General features: G+C 64.9%; 16 protein-coding genes. 6 read left to right on the top strand and 10 right to left on the bottom strand.

The genetic code is table 11. The annotated features are described in order from the left end of the window. The first annotated feature begins 14 nt into the window (after positions 1-14). Positions 15-722 (top strand): hypothetical protein, encoded by a 708-nt coding sequence (locus ACWEFV_RS11520; protein WP_450070265.1) that lies wholly within the window; start codon positions 15-17, stop codon positions 720-722. A gap of 6 nt (positions 723-728) precedes the next feature. Here the strand turns inward: ACWEFV_RS11520 and ACWEFV_RS11525 are convergent, their stop codons facing one another. Continuing rightward, positions 729-1118 (bottom strand): hypothetical protein, encoded by a 390-nt coding sequence (locus ACWEFV_RS11525; protein WP_450070266.1) that lies wholly within the window; start codon positions 1116-1118, stop codon positions 729-731. Positions 1119-1160: 42 nt separating this feature from the next. Here ACWEFV_RS11525 and ACWEFV_RS11530 point away from each other — a divergent pair, with 42 nt between their 5' ends. The 3 genes from ACWEFV_RS11530 (at position 1161) to ACWEFV_RS11540 (ending at position 2878) form a co-directional block, all read left to right on the top strand. Continuing rightward, positions 1161-1448 (top strand): hypothetical protein, encoded by a 288-nt coding sequence (locus ACWEFV_RS11530; protein ID WP_450070267.1) that lies wholly within the window; start codon positions 1161-1163, stop codon positions 1446-1448. Continuing rightward, complete coding sequence (locus tag ACWEFV_RS11535) at positions 1414-1947, top strand: hypothetical protein (protein WP_450070268.1); 534 nt, start codon at positions 1414-1416, stop codon at positions 1945-1947. The genes ACWEFV_RS11530 and ACWEFV_RS11535 overlap by 35 nt, the downstream gene beginning before the upstream one ends. Positions 1948-2032: 85 nt before the next feature. Next, positions 2033-2878, top strand: coding sequence for a helix-turn-helix transcriptional regulator (locus tag ACWEFV_RS11540; protein ID WP_135453235.1), 846 nt, complete (start codon positions 2033-2035; stop codon positions 2876-2878). On the opposite strand, the gene ACWEFV_RS11545 is transcribed toward ACWEFV_RS11540, so the two are convergent. The 7 genes from ACWEFV_RS11545 to ACWEFV_RS11575 form a co-directional block, all read right to left on the bottom strand. Then, the gene (locus ACWEFV_RS11545; RefSeq protein ID WP_450070269.1) at positions 2833-3723 is read right to left on the bottom strand and encodes an LLM class F420-dependent oxidoreductase; all 891 of its coding nucleotides are present in this window, start codon (positions 3721-3723) and stop codon (positions 2833-2835) included. The two genes, ACWEFV_RS11540 and ACWEFV_RS11545, sit on opposite strands and share 46 nt — an antisense overlap. A gap of 155 nt (positions 3724-3878) precedes the next feature. Beyond that, entirely contained in the window at positions 3879-5339 is a 1461-nt protein-coding gene (ahcY, locus tag ACWEFV_RS11550) for an adenosylhomocysteinase (protein WP_135453233.1), read from the bottom strand. A 138-nt stretch (positions 5340-5477) separates the two neighbouring features. After that, on the bottom strand, positions 5478-6101 hold the full coding sequence (gene alkX / locus ACWEFV_RS11555) for a TetR family transcriptional regulator AlkX (protein WP_135453232.1): 624 nt from the start codon (positions 6099-6101) through the stop codon (positions 5478-5480). 53 nt (positions 6102-6154) lie between these two features. Continuing rightward, complete coding sequence (locus tag ACWEFV_RS11560; protein WP_135453231.1) at positions 6155-6340, bottom strand: rubredoxin; 186 nt, start codon at positions 6338-6340, stop codon at positions 6155-6157. After that, the gene (locus ACWEFV_RS11565) at positions 6337-6510 is read right to left on the bottom strand and encodes a rubredoxin (protein ID WP_135453230.1); all 174 of its coding nucleotides are present in this window, start codon (positions 6508-6510) and stop codon (positions 6337-6339) included. The genes ACWEFV_RS11560 and ACWEFV_RS11565 overlap by 4 nt, the downstream gene beginning before the upstream one ends. Further along, a complete protein-coding gene (locus ACWEFV_RS11570) occupies positions 6507-7670 on the bottom strand; it encodes an alkane 1-monooxygenase (RefSeq protein ID WP_286175272.1) in 1164 nt (387 codons plus the stop codon). Before ACWEFV_RS11570 ends, ACWEFV_RS11565 begins: the two co-directional genes overlap by 4 nt. A 303-nt stretch (positions 7671-7973) precedes the next feature. Further along, complete coding sequence (locus ACWEFV_RS11575; protein WP_135453228.1) at positions 7974-9443, bottom strand: amino acid permease; 1470 nt, start codon at positions 9441-9443, stop codon at positions 7974-7976. 155 nt (positions 9444-9598) lie between these two features. Here ACWEFV_RS11575 and ACWEFV_RS11580 point away from each other — a divergent pair, with 155 nt between their 5' ends. Continuing rightward, positions 9599-10432 carry a methyltransferase domain-containing protein gene (locus tag ACWEFV_RS11580; RefSeq protein WP_450070270.1) on the top strand — a complete coding sequence of 278 codons (834 nt, stop codon included), beginning with the start codon at positions 9599-9601 and terminating at the stop codon, positions 10430-10432. Between the two features lie 109 nt (positions 10433-10541). Here ACWEFV_RS11580 and ACWEFV_RS11585 read toward each other — a convergent pair whose 3' ends face one another. Then, entirely contained in the window at positions 10542-11849 is a 1308-nt protein-coding gene (locus tag ACWEFV_RS11585) for an AurF N-oxygenase family protein (protein ID WP_450070271.1), read from the bottom strand. A 259-nt stretch (positions 11850-12108) separates the two neighbouring features. Between ACWEFV_RS11585 and ACWEFV_RS11590 the strand changes: the two genes are divergently transcribed. Then, the gene (locus ACWEFV_RS11590) at positions 12109-13488 is read left to right on the top strand and encodes an FAD-dependent oxidoreductase (RefSeq protein ID WP_450070272.1); all 1380 of its coding nucleotides are present in this window, start codon (positions 12109-12111) and stop codon (positions 13486-13488) included. Positions 13489-13498: 10 nt separating this feature from the next. On the opposite strand, the gene manA is transcribed toward ACWEFV_RS11590, so the two are convergent. After that, positions 13499-14725: a mannose-6-phosphate isomerase, class I gene (manA, locus tag ACWEFV_RS11595; RefSeq protein ID WP_450070273.1), complete on the bottom strand. Its 1227-nt coding sequence runs from the start codon at positions 14723-14725 to the stop codon at positions 13499-13501. Positions 14726-14728 lie beyond the last annotated feature (3 nt).

Below are 14728 nucleotides of genomic sequence, written 5' to 3' on the forward strand. Positions count from 1 at the left end.
ATGGGGGCGTCAGGATGTCCAGCGACCAGACAGCGCAGTTGTTCACGATCGCCGCACAAGACGGTGGCCCTCTACCGCGGGCGCAACTCTTCCGGGCGTTGGCCGGGAAGGAGATGTACTACGCGGCAACCGCCGTCGAAGTGGACGGCGGACGCAAGTTTTCAACCCCGCTTCGCAGACTCGATGACGGCAGTCTTGCCATGCTCGTCTACTCGTCGAAGAGGCACCCTGAGCTACCGCAACATTTCGCCGGTGCGCACTGGCCGACGCTGCTCGAAATTGCGCATGAATCGCTACAGGCAGACTGGCTCGTGATCACCAATCTCAAGAACGAGACAGTTGCCATTTCGCGTGAGCACATGCCCGCTGTCATCGCCGATCTGAGGGGTGACGAGCTTGAAATGGCCATCTCCTGCGCGGTTGATGCCAGACCCGAAGATTGGTTTGAATCTGCGCTGGCCGTATTGCGCGGACGCGAGCTTTACCTCCATCTGCGAGGCAATGCGTCGCCCGGCGCGCAACAGACGATGCACACTTCTTCGGCGGCTGGGCGAAGCGGTTGGATCTTGGCTTACACAACCCGCACCCGCCCGGGTATCACGTACGGCGGCATCACCTGGGAAAGCCTTGTCGACATGACAAGGGGCGCAGCGGAAATCCCGGGAGTTCAGATCGTCAACGATGGCAACGACTGGATCATTCTCGGCCGCGACGTCATCTGAGGCCGACTAATTCGGCCGCTGCTGCGGCGGAACGTAACCCGGTGTAAACCCTCGTTCCTGCACGATGAGGTTCAGGTCGCCGAGCGAGCACTCCTCGATGTCGTCGAAGGCGATGTCCGGTTTCAGGTCGGTGTGGAAGATGGGACGCCCCTCGGCGTCGTAGCCGCCGTAGCCCTTGTCGGCGTAGACGTCGACGTACTTCACGATGCCCATCGCGTCGGCGGCCCGACGCGCATATCCCTCACCACCGCCGGACCAGAGCATGATCCGCGTGTTCTTCATGCTCGCCAGGGTGATCAGCAGTGTGCGGATGCGCTCATTGGCAACGTAGGCATCGGTGATGGTGTTGTCACGCAGTGTTCCGTCGATATCGAAGGCGATGGTCACTTCCTTCATTGCCCTGAGCTCCTTCCATAAAGATAGCCATGCTTAGCATTTTTGTCCGGTGCCGTCGCTCGGTGCCCGAGATCGCCCGGCGATCTGCTCACCCCCGGCTCCACCGACCGGAGCACGTACGAGTACACCGATGAAGACGGCAACAAGGTTACGATCCCCTCGGTCGGCGAATCGATCTTCAACAGCCTCGGTCTGGACGTCAAACTCGGCGCCATCGGCATCTCGGTCAAGGGCGAGGCGGTAGGCCCGATCGGGGCCCTGCAATGCCTTGAAGACCGCCGCCGTCAACGACATCGTGAAGAAGCTGCAAGGCATCGCCCCGGAAACTGAGACCGTTGCCGACAGGGCAGCCACAGCCACGACCGTCGACAATGCAGCTTCCGACGCGGGCGCCGCGGCCACCGAACTGATCCACACCACCTCGAACAAGACGGTGGCGGTGCCACTGCCGAGTCCGGCCGACCAGACCAGCCCCGCAGGCGAGGTCACCGGAACCGACGAAAAGGCCGGGGCACAAACGGAATCGGTCGGCGATGCCGATGCGACGAAGCCGAAGTCTCAGACCGGTGCGAAGGCTCCTACGGTCCGGACCGGCACGTCGCTCAACACGCAGCCCAAGCTGGTCAAGGATATCAAGGACGCGGTCAAGAACGTCCGCAACGGATTCAATGGACCCAGCACCCGCCAGTCGACCGAATCCACTTCCAGCTCAAGCAGTTCCAGCGCCGGTGCGTACGGCTCCAGCACGTCCGGTTCGGCACGGGCGGGCTCGGACAGCCCGGCCAGGAAGGACGCCGACAGCAAGAGCAAGCACGACAACAAGAAGTAACCAAGCCGGAGTCACGCCAATCCAGGGGGTGACACCACCAATCCGACGTGTGCGCCGGCCCTGGCGGCACTTCTACCATCGCCTTATGAAGCGCGAGCAGCTCACCGATTTCCTGCGGACTCGCCGTGCCCGGCTCAAGCCGGCCGACGTCGGGTTGGTGGTCGGCGGCAGGCGACGGACCCCGGGACTGCGCCGCGAGGAGGTCGCCCTGCTGGCCGGTGTCGGAACCTCCTGGTACACGTGGCTGGAGCAGGGCCGCGACATCAACGTGTCATCGAGCGTGCTGGACGCGATCAGCGCGGCCCTGCAGCTCTCGCAACCCGAACGCTCACACCTGTATTCGCTGTCGGGGATGAATCCCCCTCCGGCCGGGGAGCACGCGACCGAAGTCACGCCCGAGCTTCTCCATCTGCTCGAGGCGTGGTCGCCGCGACCGGCGATCCTGCAGGACCGGTACTGGAATCTGCTCGCGGTCAACGAAGCGACTCGGCGGGTGTTCGGCTACGGCGACACCGATCGCAACTGCCTCGTCACGTTCTTCACCAACAGCCGGTACCGCGACATGTACGTCCACTGGGCAGCGGCCGCGCCGGGTGTGGTGTCCGCGTTCCGCGCCGACGCGGCACGGTATCCGGACGATGTCCGGTTCGCCGAGATCGTCGATGATCTCGGCGCGGTCAGCCCCGAGTTCGTCGAGCTGTGGGGACGGCACGACGTGGGTCGCCATTCACAGGCGGTCAAGGCCGTGCTGCATCCTCGGGCTGGCGAGCTGGTGTTCGACAAGACAACCCTGGCCGTCACCGATCTTCCGGGCTGGCACCTGGTGCTGTACAACCCGCGACCCGGGACCGGTACCGACGAACGGCTCGACACCCTGGTGCGGGCTCAATCGCGGAACGGCCTGGTCAATTCGGCAAGTTCGTCGAGGTAGCGCAACGCCTCGGTCTCCGCGGCGGCGGCGTCGCGAAAGAAGACGCAATGGTCGACGCCGCCCTCGGCCAACACCTCGAGCTCGCGTCGGGTCAACGGCGTGATCGTGCTCTGCCGGTCGGGCCCCAGGTAGCCACGTTGGTCGGCACCGATCAGCGTCACCGGAATCCGGTCGCGTCCCCGCTCGTCACCCCGCCGCCGAAGTTCCTGCACCCGGGTCACCAACCCCTCAGGTGTGCCAACCAGATTCGGCGCCCACTGGTCCCCGTATTCGAGTACCCGTTGCAATACGGTGGGACCGTTGCCGCCGACGAGCACCGGTACATGAGGCCGCTGGACGGGCTTGGGCCATGAGTAGATCGGGTGGAAATCGACGAACTCGCCGTGAAACTCGGCCTTCTCGGCGGTCCAGATCTCCTTCATCGCCAGCACCCGCTCGCGCATCAAGGCCAGTCGGGTCCTCGGTTCGGTGCCGTGATTGCGCATCTCCTCACGCAACCAACCGGCGCCGACGCCGAGCTGGAACCGACCGCCGGAGAGCTGGTCCACACTCGCCGCTTCCTTGGCGAGCGTGATCGGATCACGTTGCACCACCAATGCGATCCCGGTACCGAGGAGCAGTCGTTCGGTGACGACGGCCGCCGCCGCCAGTGCCACGAAGGGGTCCAACGACCGGTAGTAATCGTGCGGGGGCAGGTCACCTTCGGGCGGTACCGGCCCGGCCACCGGCAGATGAGTGTGCTCGGCAACGAAAAGTGAGTCGAATCCCCGGTCCTCAAGGGCTATCGCCAGTTTCGTGGGCGCCAGGCCCCGGTCAGTGAGGAATGTGCTGACACCGAACTTCATGCCTCCACCGTGCCGCGCGATCGCCGGGCCGAAAAGGGCTCAGTCAACCTGGGACCGCCACCACCACCCTGGGCGTCAGGGAGGTGCCCCAATGCAAAAGTCCCCGAATCCTTGGATGACGGGGACTTTCGCATCTGCTCGCGCAGAAAGGGAAATCAGTACCGGTAGTGCTCCGGCTTGTACGGACCCTCGACGTCGACGCCGATGTACTCAGCCTGCTCCTTGGTGAGCTTGGTCAGCGAGCCACCCAGCGCCTCGACGTGGATGCGCGCCACCTTCTCATCGAGGTGCTTGGCCAGGCGGTAGACCTCGTTGTCGTACTCGTCGTTCTTGGTCCACAGCTCGATCTGGGCGATCACCTGGTTCGAGAAGCTGTTGCTCATCACGAACGACGGGTGGCCCGTGGCGTTTCCGAGGTTGAGCAGCCGGCCCTCGCTCAGCACGATGATCGACTTGCCCGAGTCGCCGAAGGTCCACTGGTCGACCTGCGGCTTGATGTTCAGCCGCACCGCACCCGACTTCTCCAGGGCCGCCATGTCGATCTCGTTGTCGAAGTGGCCGATGTTGCCCAGGATCGCGTGGTCCTTCATCGCCTTCATATGGTCGAGCAGGATGATGTCGAAGTTGCCGGTCGCGGTCACCACGATGTCGGCGTTGCCGATCGCCTCCTCGACGGTCACCACGTCGTAACCGTCCATCAGCGCCTGCAGGGCGTTGATGGGGTCGATCTCGGTGACCTGCACGCGCGCACCCTGACCGGCCAGCGATTCGGCACAGCCCTTGCCCACGTCGCCGTAGCCGCAGATCAGCACCTTCTTGCCGCCGATCAGCGCGTCGGTGCCGCGGTTGATGCCGTCGACCAGTGAGTGGCGGGTGCCGTACTTGTTGTCGAACTTGCTCTTGGTGACCGAGTCGTTGACGTTGATGGCCGGGAACGCCAGCTCACCCGCGGCGGCGAACTGGTACAGCCGCAGCACGCCGGTCGTGGTCTCCTCGGTGACACCCTTGACCGACGCCGCGATCTTGGTCCACTTGTCCTTCTCCGTCTCAAAGCGCTTGCGCACCAGGGACAGGAAGACCTTCCACTCGGCCGAGTCCTCTTCCTCGGCAGGCGGGACCACGCCGGCCTTCTCGTACTCCGCGCCGCGCAGCACGAGCATGGTGGCGTCGCCACCGTCGTCGAGGATCATGTTCGCCGGCTCACCCTCCCAGGTGAGCATCTGCTCGGCGGCCCACCAGTACTCCTCCAGCGTCTCGCCCTTCCACGCGAAGACCGGGGTGCCCTTGGGATCTTCGGGGGTGCCGTGCGGCCCGACCACCACTGCGGCGGCCGCGTGATCCTGGGTGGAGAAGATGTTGCAGGAGGCCCAGCGAACCTCGGCGCCGAGAGCCACCAGCGTCTCGATCAGCACCGCGGTCTGCACGGTCATGTGCAGCGAGCCGGAGATGCGTGCGCCCTTGAGCGGCTGCACGTCGTGGTACTCACGACGCAGTGCCATCAGGCCTGGCATCTCGTGTTCGGCCAGGCGGATCTCCTTGCGGCCGAAATCGGCCAGCGACAGGTCGGCGACCTTGAAGTCGATGCCGCCCCGGCTGTCAGCCTTCAACTCAGTCATGTAGAGCCCTCTTCCATTCGTGATTGCTTGCCAGCGCACGGGCACGCCGAAAAGCGACGCCACGTGCAGATACCTCTAGCCTGCGGGCTCGCGGGACAGGCGCTCAATGTGTTTTTGACAGCGGCGGCGCTCTGACAGCTAGGGGGTATCTATGACACCGTAGCGCTCGGCGAAGGGCGTCATGAGTCGGGCCAGGTCACCGGCCACATCGTGGTCCGCTTCGGGCGGCATCGACACGTAACTCATCGCCAGCCGCACGATCGCCCGGGCCAGCACCCCGGCGTCCTCGTCGCTGGCTTTCATCCAGCTGTTCTGGAAGGTTCCGGTCAGCCGTTGCGAGCAGCGGGAGATGATCGGCCCGCTGCCGGTGGTGATGATCTGCAGTAGGTCGGGCTTGGACGCACCGGTGAGCAACGAGATCACCAGCGGATCGGCGGCGGACTCGAGGAAGAACGCGCGGAAGCCCTCCAGAAACGCCGCGTGCACTTCGCCGACGTTGTTGGTGATGGCCCCGTCGACCGCGTCGACGAGGCGGTCCGCCAGGCGCATGGCGTATCCCTCGGCCAAGCCCTGGCGTGAACCGAACTCGTTGTAGATCGTCTGACGGCTGATACCGGCGACCTGCGCCACGTGCGACAGCGTGATGGCCGACCAGTCACGGGTCAGCAGCAGCTCGCGCATGCCGTCGAGGATCGAATCCCGCAACAGCACTCGCGATGCCTCCGCGTACGGAATGCGCTGCTTTTCTCGCGGCCGACTCACACGGGCGACAATATCGCTTTCCGGGCCGCTATCGAGCGCGTCGCACGAAGCCGTCAAGGCCGTACGACCTCGACCATGTCGAAATCGGCTTTCGCCGCGCCGCAGTCCGGGCAGCTCCAGTCCTCGGGAATGTCGTCCCACCGCGTGCCCGGGGCGATGCCGTCCTCGGGCCAGCCCTTGGCCTCGTCGTACTCGAAACCGCACTGCACGCAGAGGAACAGCTTGTATGGCTCGCTCACGTCACTACTCCTATCGCCTCGAAATCGATCTTCTCCCGGACGGCACAGTCGGGGCAGCACCATTCGTCGGGCACCTCGTCCCACGGAGTTCCGGCCGGAAAGCCTTCGCGCGGAGCACCTTTGGCTTCGTCGTAGATGTAGCCACACCCGGGGCACCGGTAAGCGCTCATGCTGCAGCACCAGTGCCGGAGGCCCCGTACCGGGCCAAGACCTTCTCCCGCAGCCGCGGCTGGATGTTGACCTTGGTGATGTCGCCGTCGTAATGCTCCAGCACCCGGTGGTCCATCAGCTTGCGCCACAACGGCGGTAGATAGGTGAGCCCGATCAGCGAGGCGTACCCGCTGGGCAGATTGGGTGCGCCATCGATGCTCCGCAGGGTCTGGTACCGGCGTGTCGGGTTGGCGTGGTGATCGCTGTGGCGCTGCAGGTGATACAGGAACAGGTTGGTCACGATGTGGTCGGAGTTCCAGCTGTGCACGGGTGCGCAGCGCTCGTAGCGGCCGCTGGACATCTTCTGTCGCAGCAGTCCGTAGTGCTCCAGGTAGTTCACCGACTCCAGCAGGCTGAAGCCGTAGATCGCCTGAATCACCATGAACGGGACCAGGCCGACGCCGAAGATCGCGATCAGTACGCCCCAGAACACGACCGACATCGCCCACGCGTTGAGGACGTCATTGGACCAGTGCCATGGCGATTTGTCCTGCCGGCGCAGCCGCTGGGCCTCCAACTCCCACGACGAGCGCAGGCTGCCGAACACACTGCGCGGCAAGAACTCCCAGAAGGTCTCGCCGAAACGCGCCGAAGCGGGATCCTCGGGAGTCGCCACCCGCACGTGGTGCCCACGGTTGTGCTCGATGTAGAAGTGGCCGTACCAGGTCTGGGCCAGCGTGATCTTGGACAGCCAGCGCTCCAGCGAGTCGCGCTTGTGCCCCATCTCGTGCGCGGTGTTGATACCCACCCCGCCGAGCACACCCACCGACAGTGCGATGCCGATCTTGGCCGGCCAGCCCAGCCCACCGTCGAACCCGAGCCAGTGTAGGTCGGACGCGGTGAACAGGTACGCGCCCATCACGACGCTCGCGTACTGGAACGGGATGTAGAGGTAGGTGCAGTACCGGTAGTACTTGTCGTTCTCCAGCTGCTCCATGACCTCATCGGGCGGGTTCTGTCCGTCGGGTCCGAACCGCAGATCCAGCAGCGGCAGCAGGACGTAGAGCAGGATCGGGCCGATCCAGAGCGGCACCTGCGCCGCGACATGCCAGCCGGCCCGATTGAGCGCCCAGACCACCGGCAGCATCACGAAGATCGCCGTCGGGGCGATCAAACCCATGAGCCACAGATGCCGCTTCTTGTCCCGCCACTGCCCGACGTCTGCGACGTCCGGTCCGTTCGAGAGTTCCGCCACCACGATGAGCCTCCTGTTGTGAGAGCTATCACTGCAATGGCTTGACTATATGACGCGTGCTGTCGTCTGTCTAGACATTCAACTATCTTTTGTAAAGCACTGCAGGTGTGCGGCGTCACAAACCGAGCAGGTGGGGTTTCTGGCTGCAGCTCGAAACTGAAGCCAGGGACAAGATCGGAGCTGGATTTGTCCCTGGCTTCAGTTTCGGTGGCTCCTAGGCTGTGCCGCTCAAACCGTGGCGACGTCCCGGCTGGCCAGGACCGAATGCCGCCGGCCGTACGCGAAGTACACCACCACGCCGATCACCATCCAGAGCAGAAACCGGATCCAGGTCAATCCGGTGAGGTTGAGCATCAACCACAGGCACGCCAGGATCGCGGCGATCGGCAACACCGGCACCCACGGCACGCGGAATCCGCGCGGCAGGTCGGGGCGAGTCCGGCGCAGCACGATGACACCGGCCGAGACCAGCACGAAGGCGAACAGCGTGCCGATGTTGACCATCTCCTCGAGCCGTCCCATCGGGAACACCGAGGCGGCGATCGCCACGAGCACACCGACGATCACGGTGATTCGGACGGGCGTCCCATGGCTGCCGGTCACGGCCAGTTTGCGCGGCAACAGACCGTCGCGCGACATCGCGAACAGCACCCGGGTCTGTCCGAGCATCAGCACGATCACCACAGTCGTGAGGCCCGCTAGCGCTCCGATCGAGATGACCTTCGCCGCCCAGTGCACACCGTTGGCTTCGAATGCCGTGGCCAGGTTCGCGTGGCCGTCAGGCGCATCCCGCAGCACGGTGTAGGACACCATGCCCGAGAGCACCACCGACACCGCGACATAGAGGACCGTGACGATGCCGAGTGAGGCCAGGATGCCGCGGGGCACGTCGCGCTGCGGATCGCGGGTCTCCTCGGCGGTGGTCGCGACGACGTCGAACCCGATGAACGCGAAGAACACGATCGAGGCGCCGGCCAGCACGCCGTACCAGCCGTAGTGGCTGCCGGCAGCCCCGGTCAACAACGAGAACAACGACTGGTCAGCCCCGCTGGCCCCCTTGCCGGCCTCGTTCGGCGGGATGAACGGGGTGTAGTTCGCGGCCTTGATATAGAACGCGCCGACGATCACCACCAACAGCACGACCGACACCTTGATGATGGTGATCACCAGACTGAAGTGCGCGGACAACTTGGTGCCGACCACCAGCAGGACCGTCACCAGCGCGATGATCACCAACGCGCCCCAGTCGACCGCCAGGCCACCGAAATCCGCTATTCCGCCGCCGAACCCGAACACCGTGCCCAGGTAGCTCGACCATCCCTTGGCCACCACCGCGGCGGCGACGGCGAACTCCAAGATCAGATCCCACCCGATGATCCACGCCGCGAATTCACCGAACGTGGCATAGGAAAAGGTGTACGCGCTGCCGGCGACGGGCACGGTCGAAGCGAACTCGGCGTAACACAAGGCGGCCAGACCGCATGCCACGGCGGCGATCACGAAGGCGATCGAGATCGCGGGCCCGGTCAGATTGCCCGCTGTGGACGCGGTGATGGTGAAGATGCCCGCGCCGATCACGACCGACACCCCGAACACCGTCAGGTCCCACCACGTGAGGTCCTTGCGGAGCCGCGTCGACGGCTCGTCGGTGTCGGCTATCGACTGCTCGACAGATTTGGTTCGCCGAAGGGCAGACATATGTGGTGTGGCCTCTCATCCTGACCGGGGTCACGCAATGTTCCCACCACGGTGGCGGCGAAACAGATAGGACTCTCAAACTTCGCCGAACCGTGCCCTCGCCGCCCAGTGGGGTCTACGTCACACTCGGCTCCGATCGTGATACGGTCCCGCGCATGGCTGAGCTCCCCTACTTTGACCTGCTGATCGATGAGAGGCAGGACGGCGGCGAAACCGGCCAGCTGTGGGATAACCAGGTGCACTGGGGCTACTGGGAGAATCCCAAGACCGCCACGGGCACCCGGGCCGACTACAAGGCCGCCATGGAGCAGATGGACCATGTGCTGTTCGCGGCGGGAAAGGTTGCCGACGGACAGAAGCTGCTGGATGCCGGCTGCGGATTCGGCGGAACCATCCAGCAGATCAACGGCACCTACTCCAACATGGACCTCACGGGCCTGAACATCGATCCGCGCCAGCTCGCGGCCGCCGGTGCCCAGACCAAGCCGGTCAACGGCAACAAGATCGGCTGGATCGAGGCCGACGCCTGTCAGCTGCCGTTCGAGGACAACTCGTTCGACCGTGTCCTGGCCGTCGAGTGCATCTTCCATTTCCCGTCCCGTGAGAAGTTCCTCGCGGAAGCGGCGCGGGTGCTCAAGCCGGGCGGTTACCTGGCGGTATCCGACTTCGTGCCGACCCTGATGTTCTTCGGTAAGACACCGATCTGGATGGCGATCCGCCCCCGGATCGCGAAGTCCTACGGAACGCTCGGCAATGTGCCCCTGCGGGGCTACAAGTCCATGGGCAAGCGTGCGGGCCTCGAACTCACGGCAAAGCGCAACATCCGGAAGAACACGTTGCCGACGTATCCCTTCCTGCTCAAGTTCTTCCGCGAGCAGGGTTCAGCGGATGCCCAGAAGACGATGATCGTCGGCACCCGCTGGATGAAGTGGCTGTCCAAGCTCGGCCTCATCCAGTACCGGGTTTACACGTACCACAAGCCCGCCTGACAGCAGCCCGTTCGACCTGAAGCACCTTGACCAGCGGCGCCCCTCGGGGCGCCGCTTCGTCGTTCGTGCAGTCAGGCGGCAGGCGTGCCGCGAATGATTCGGGTCCGGTTCAGAGGGTGGGCATGAACTCGGCGAGCGCCAGGATCATGAACACCACCAGCGCAAGCCCGATCAGCCCGCCCGCGGGAATCATGGCCACGCACACCACAACCCACACGAAAAGCCGCGGCCATTCGAACGGTTGGTTCCCCACCACACCGCCGCGACGTTCCCGGAGGGTGTGATAGGCCGCCCACACGCCGGCCCCAGCGGCGGCGCACGCGATGATCCGCACACCGTCCGGTGTCGCCAGCAGGGCAACGCTCGCCATGACCGCCACTGCCGCGAGGCGTGCCGTCAGGGCGGTGCGGAGCTCGGCCACCCGCGCGACCGCAGGGCTCCGGTCAGGCTCACCGCGGTACCGCGGTAGCCGTCCCTCGATACCCAACATTCGCCAGATCCACCGCGACCACGCCGTCCGCAGACCAAGGTCCTCGGCCACCCGCCGAACGTCGGCGGCCGATTCCGCCATCATCTGGCGCGACCGGGCACTCCGCCAGAACGCAGACTTGAAGACCCGTCGCGGAACCCCGAACTCCCGGGCAAAGGTGCGCGGCGGCCCGATCATCTCCCCGATCAACCACCGGAGAAAGAACGGGAACAGAATGGCGTACCACGCCTTCTTCAGGCGGGTGACCTTTTGCATTCGCTGAGCCAGAAGGTCGTCGGCAAACGAAATGTGCCGCGCTTCCTCCGCCAGGTGAATGTAGGTGATCTTGTTCAGCAACGGCGGCACATGAGCCGCGCCACGATGCTGCAGAGTCTGCTGGAAGTGCAGCGGCTGTTCACCGCACAGCACTCCGATGAAATGGATGATGTTGGCATAGCCGCCGATAAAGCCGAGGATCGGCCCGATCACCCGCGAGCCTCGCCGCATTCCGGGCACATCCTCGCCGGTGCGGTTGACGAATTCCTGGAACATCTGGATGTGATTACATTCGTCGATCAGCTCGTGCAGCAGATATTGGAACACCGGCGACCGATTCGGCAATTTGCCGGCGTAGTGCACCACACCGCGAATCAGCATCATCTCGAATTGCAGCGTCACCTTGAGCGTGTTCGCGGTGACCCAGCGGCCCATGTCGATGCGGCGCTGCAACGGCTGTTCGGCATACCAGTCCGTCGCCGCGAGCGGAGCGCTCTCCGGGTCCAACTGCCACCGCGGATCGTCGTCCTGCAACGCATTCTCGGGGGCGTCCCAGTCGATGTCGACATGGGGATCGAAGCGTCGACGGACAGTCGCACGAGAGAGGGCCTCCACCCTGTCGAAATAGAGGTCCCCAGTTGCTGTGCCGTCCGCGTCGCTGACCGTTGTCATCGCCCCATCCGTTGATGTGTGAAGTTTCTTGCAGAGGGTATCAATCTGAGAGCCGTATCACGTCTTCAGCCACGGGATTGTGCCACGAGTTGTTGCAAGCCCGTTAGGCGGCCGGTACCAGCACTGACGATGACGTGGGCTGCATCCGCCCCCGCAGCCGACAGATGCGCTCGCGGCGACGACCGAAAGGCAGACAAAATTGACGCCACCTCTCATTCCGATCCGGTTCACGCCGTGGTCGCAGTACCGTAGCCGTCATATGCGCAGGACTCACGAACTTTCGCCGAATCGAGCCGTTGTCGTTGGAGGGAGCATCGCCGGGCTGTGCGCGGCCCGGGTACTCGCCGACCATTTCGACCACGTCACCGTCTACGAACGCGACGAGCTTCCGGACCAGCCGGTCAATCGCAGCGCCATCCCGCAGGGCCAGCACGTCCATCTGCTGATGGCCCGTGGCGGTCAGGAACTGGAAGCGCTGTTTCCCGGATTGCTCCACGACATGGCGGCCTCCGGCGTCCCGGTGATACGCAACCGCCGCGAGTTGATCCACTTCGACGCGGCCGGCCACGTCCTGGAAACCGGACTGGACGACAAATACACCGCCTACGTTCCCAGCCGTGGTCACCTCGAATGGCAGATCCGCAAGCGGGTCAGCGCATTGGCCAGGGTTGAGATTGCGCACCGAGCCGTCGCGCATCCGCAGTACGACCCGGCGACCGAGCGGGTGACCGGCGTCGTCCTCGATGACGGCGATGTCACGCCGACCGATCTGGTCATCGACGCGTCAGGCCGCGGCAGCCGGCTTCCGGCGTGGCTGCAACAGTGGGGATTCGAGCGCCCACGCGAGGATTCGGTACAGGTGGGCGTCACCTACGCCTCGCACCGCGTGAAGATCCCCGAGGGGATGATGCCGCAGAAGATGATCATTGTCGGCGCCACCCGAAACCGCCCGTTGGGGATGGGCATGCTTTTCCACGAGGACGGCATCTGGATGGTGACGGCATTCGGGGTGGCCAAGGCCGAACCGCCCCGTGACTTCGCGGGGGTTTGCGCGCTGGCCGACGAGCTGCTGCCGGCCGAGATCAGTGCCGCGTTGCGAGCCGGTACGCCCGTCGGCGAAATGAACCTTCACCGGTACCCGACGAGCAAGTGGCGGCGCTACGAACGGATCGGCAGATTTCCCACGGGGATCCTGCCGTTCGGTGACGCCATCGCCAGCCTCAACCCCACGTTCGGGCAGGGCGTGACGATGGCGGCACTGCAGGCCGACAACCTGCGCCGGGCGCTGGCCGGCGGAATGGACAACGTGATGTGGCGACTGGCGTTCAGCAACGCCAAGACGATTTGGCCCGTGTGGCTGATGAACGCCGCAGCGGACCATACCGAGCACGGGGCGGTGGGCGACCGCCCCTGGTGGTACCGCCCGGCGTACGAGCTGTTCAATCAATTTGTCGCAGCAGCCGAGACCGATCCCTTTGTGGCCGAATGGTTTCTGAGCAGGACCAGCCTGATCGACAGCCTCTATCTGGTGCCGCCGCCCCGCCTGGTCGGCCGTGCCATGCGCAACAACATCAAGCAATGGCTCGCCGAGCGCAGCGACCGTGAGTCCGAGGTCGACGTCGTCAACCCCTCGGCGTGACGGATTCCGGCTAGATCCCGATGGTGACGCGGAACAGTTTCGTCGGCTCGGCGGCAGTCAGCCGGATGGGGCCGTCCTCGGCCGCCACCCACGCTGCCGCGCCCCGCTCCAAGGTCAGCTTGTCGTCGTCGGCGTAGATCACCGCGGCGCCCTCCGTGCACAGCAGCAGCTGCGGCCCGTCGTGGTGGGAGTGCACGTCGATCTCGTCACCGAGGCGGTCACCTTCGACCGACAACACCGATACCGCGAACTCCTGCGCCGGCGTCCGGTAGATGGTCTCCGGCCCTTCCGTGACGGTTTCCGGACGCAGCCGCTCGTCAGGGGTCGGAGTGAAATCCAGCACCCTCAGGAGTTCGGGGACATCCACGTGCTTCGGGGTCAGCCCACCACGCAGCACGTTGTCGGAGTTGGCCATCACCTCGACACCGACACCGTGCAGATATGCGTGCAAGTTTCCGGCCGGAAGGTAGATGCCTTCCCCCGGCCGCAGGCTGATGCGGTTGAGCAGCAGGGAGGCCAGCACACCGGCGTCACCCGGATAACGCTCACCGAGCTCCAGCACGGTCTTGACCTCGGCAGCGAATTTCTTTGCCCCGGACCGGATGTAGTGGACCGCTCCATCGAGAACCGCCGGCACCAGCACGTCGAGGTCGGGCTGCGGAGCGGTGATCCAGGTGGTGAACAAGGCCCGCAACCCGTCGGCACCGGATTGATCGGACAGCAGGTTGATGAACGGGTCAAGGTCCGAGACCGCCAGTGCGCGCATCAGCTCGACCGTGCGGTCGACCGGGCGGAATCCGGCAAGCGCATCGAATTGTCCTAGGGCAACCAGCAACTCGGGCTTGTGGCTCCGGTCGCGGTAGTTGCGGACAGGTGAGGACACCGGGATGTCGAGCCGGTCCTCACGGTCGAAGCCCTCCCGGGCCTGAGCGGCGCTGGGGTGCGCCTGCAACGACAACGGCTCATCGGCGGCCAGCACCTTGACGAGGAACGGCAGTGCGTCGCCGAATCGGCCGATCGCCACACTGCCCAATTGCCCCTCGGGGTCGTCATGAATCGCCTGCAGCAACGACTCTTCACCGTGGTCGGTCTGCAGCCAGGCCGGGTCGCCCGGATGCGCCCCGAGCCAGAGTTCAGCCTCCGGATGGATTGTCGGACTGGGCCTTCCGGTGAAATCAGCGATTGCCGTGCGCGAACCCCAGGCATAGGTCCGCACCGCGCCCCGTAGCAGATGCACTTC

The sequence above is a fragment of the Mycobacterium sp. NPDC004974 genome (assembly GCF_053600815.1).

Coding starts and splice junctions, on each gene's coding strand:
- ACWEFV_RS11575 (WP_135453228.1), bottom strand. CDS start 9,443: ATGTCTGCCCTTCGGCGAACCAAATCTGTCGAGCAGTCGATAGCCGAC.
- ahcY (WP_135453233.1), bottom strand. CDS start 5,339: ATGACTGAGTTGAAGGCTGACAGCCGGGGCGGCATCGACTTCAAGGTC.
- ACWEFV_RS11570 (WP_286175272.1), bottom strand. CDS start 7,670: ATGGGTTTGATCGCCCCGACGGCGATCTTCGTGATGCTGCCGGTGGTC.
- ACWEFV_RS11540 (WP_135453235.1), top strand. CDS start 2,033: ATGAAGCGCGAGCAGCTCACCGATTTCCTGCGGACTCGCCGTGCCCGG.
- ACWEFV_RS11580 (WP_450070270.1), top strand. CDS start 9,599: ATGGCTGAGCTCCCCTACTTTGACCTGCTGATCGATGAGAGGCAGGAC.
- ACWEFV_RS11545 (WP_450070269.1), bottom strand. CDS start 3,723: ATGAAGTTCGGTGTCAGCACATTCCTCACTGACCGGGGCCTGGCGCCC.
- ACWEFV_RS11520 (WP_450070265.1), top strand. CDS start 15: ATGTCCAGCGACCAGACAGCGCAGTTGTTCACGATCGCCGCACAAGAC.
- ACWEFV_RS11585 (WP_450070271.1), bottom strand. CDS start 11,849: ATGACAACGGTCAGCGACGCGGACGGCACAGCAACTGGGGACCTCTAT.
- ACWEFV_RS11565 (WP_135453230.1), bottom strand. CDS start 6,510: ATGAGCGCTTACCGGTGCCCCGGGTGTGGCTACATCTACGACGAAGCC.
- ACWEFV_RS11590 (WP_450070272.1), top strand. CDS start 12,109: ATGCGCAGGACTCACGAACTTTCGCCGAATCGAGCCGTTGTCGTTGGA.
- ACWEFV_RS11525 (WP_450070266.1), bottom strand. CDS start 1,118: ATGAAGGAAGTGACCATCGCCTTCGATATCGACGGAACACTGCGTGAC.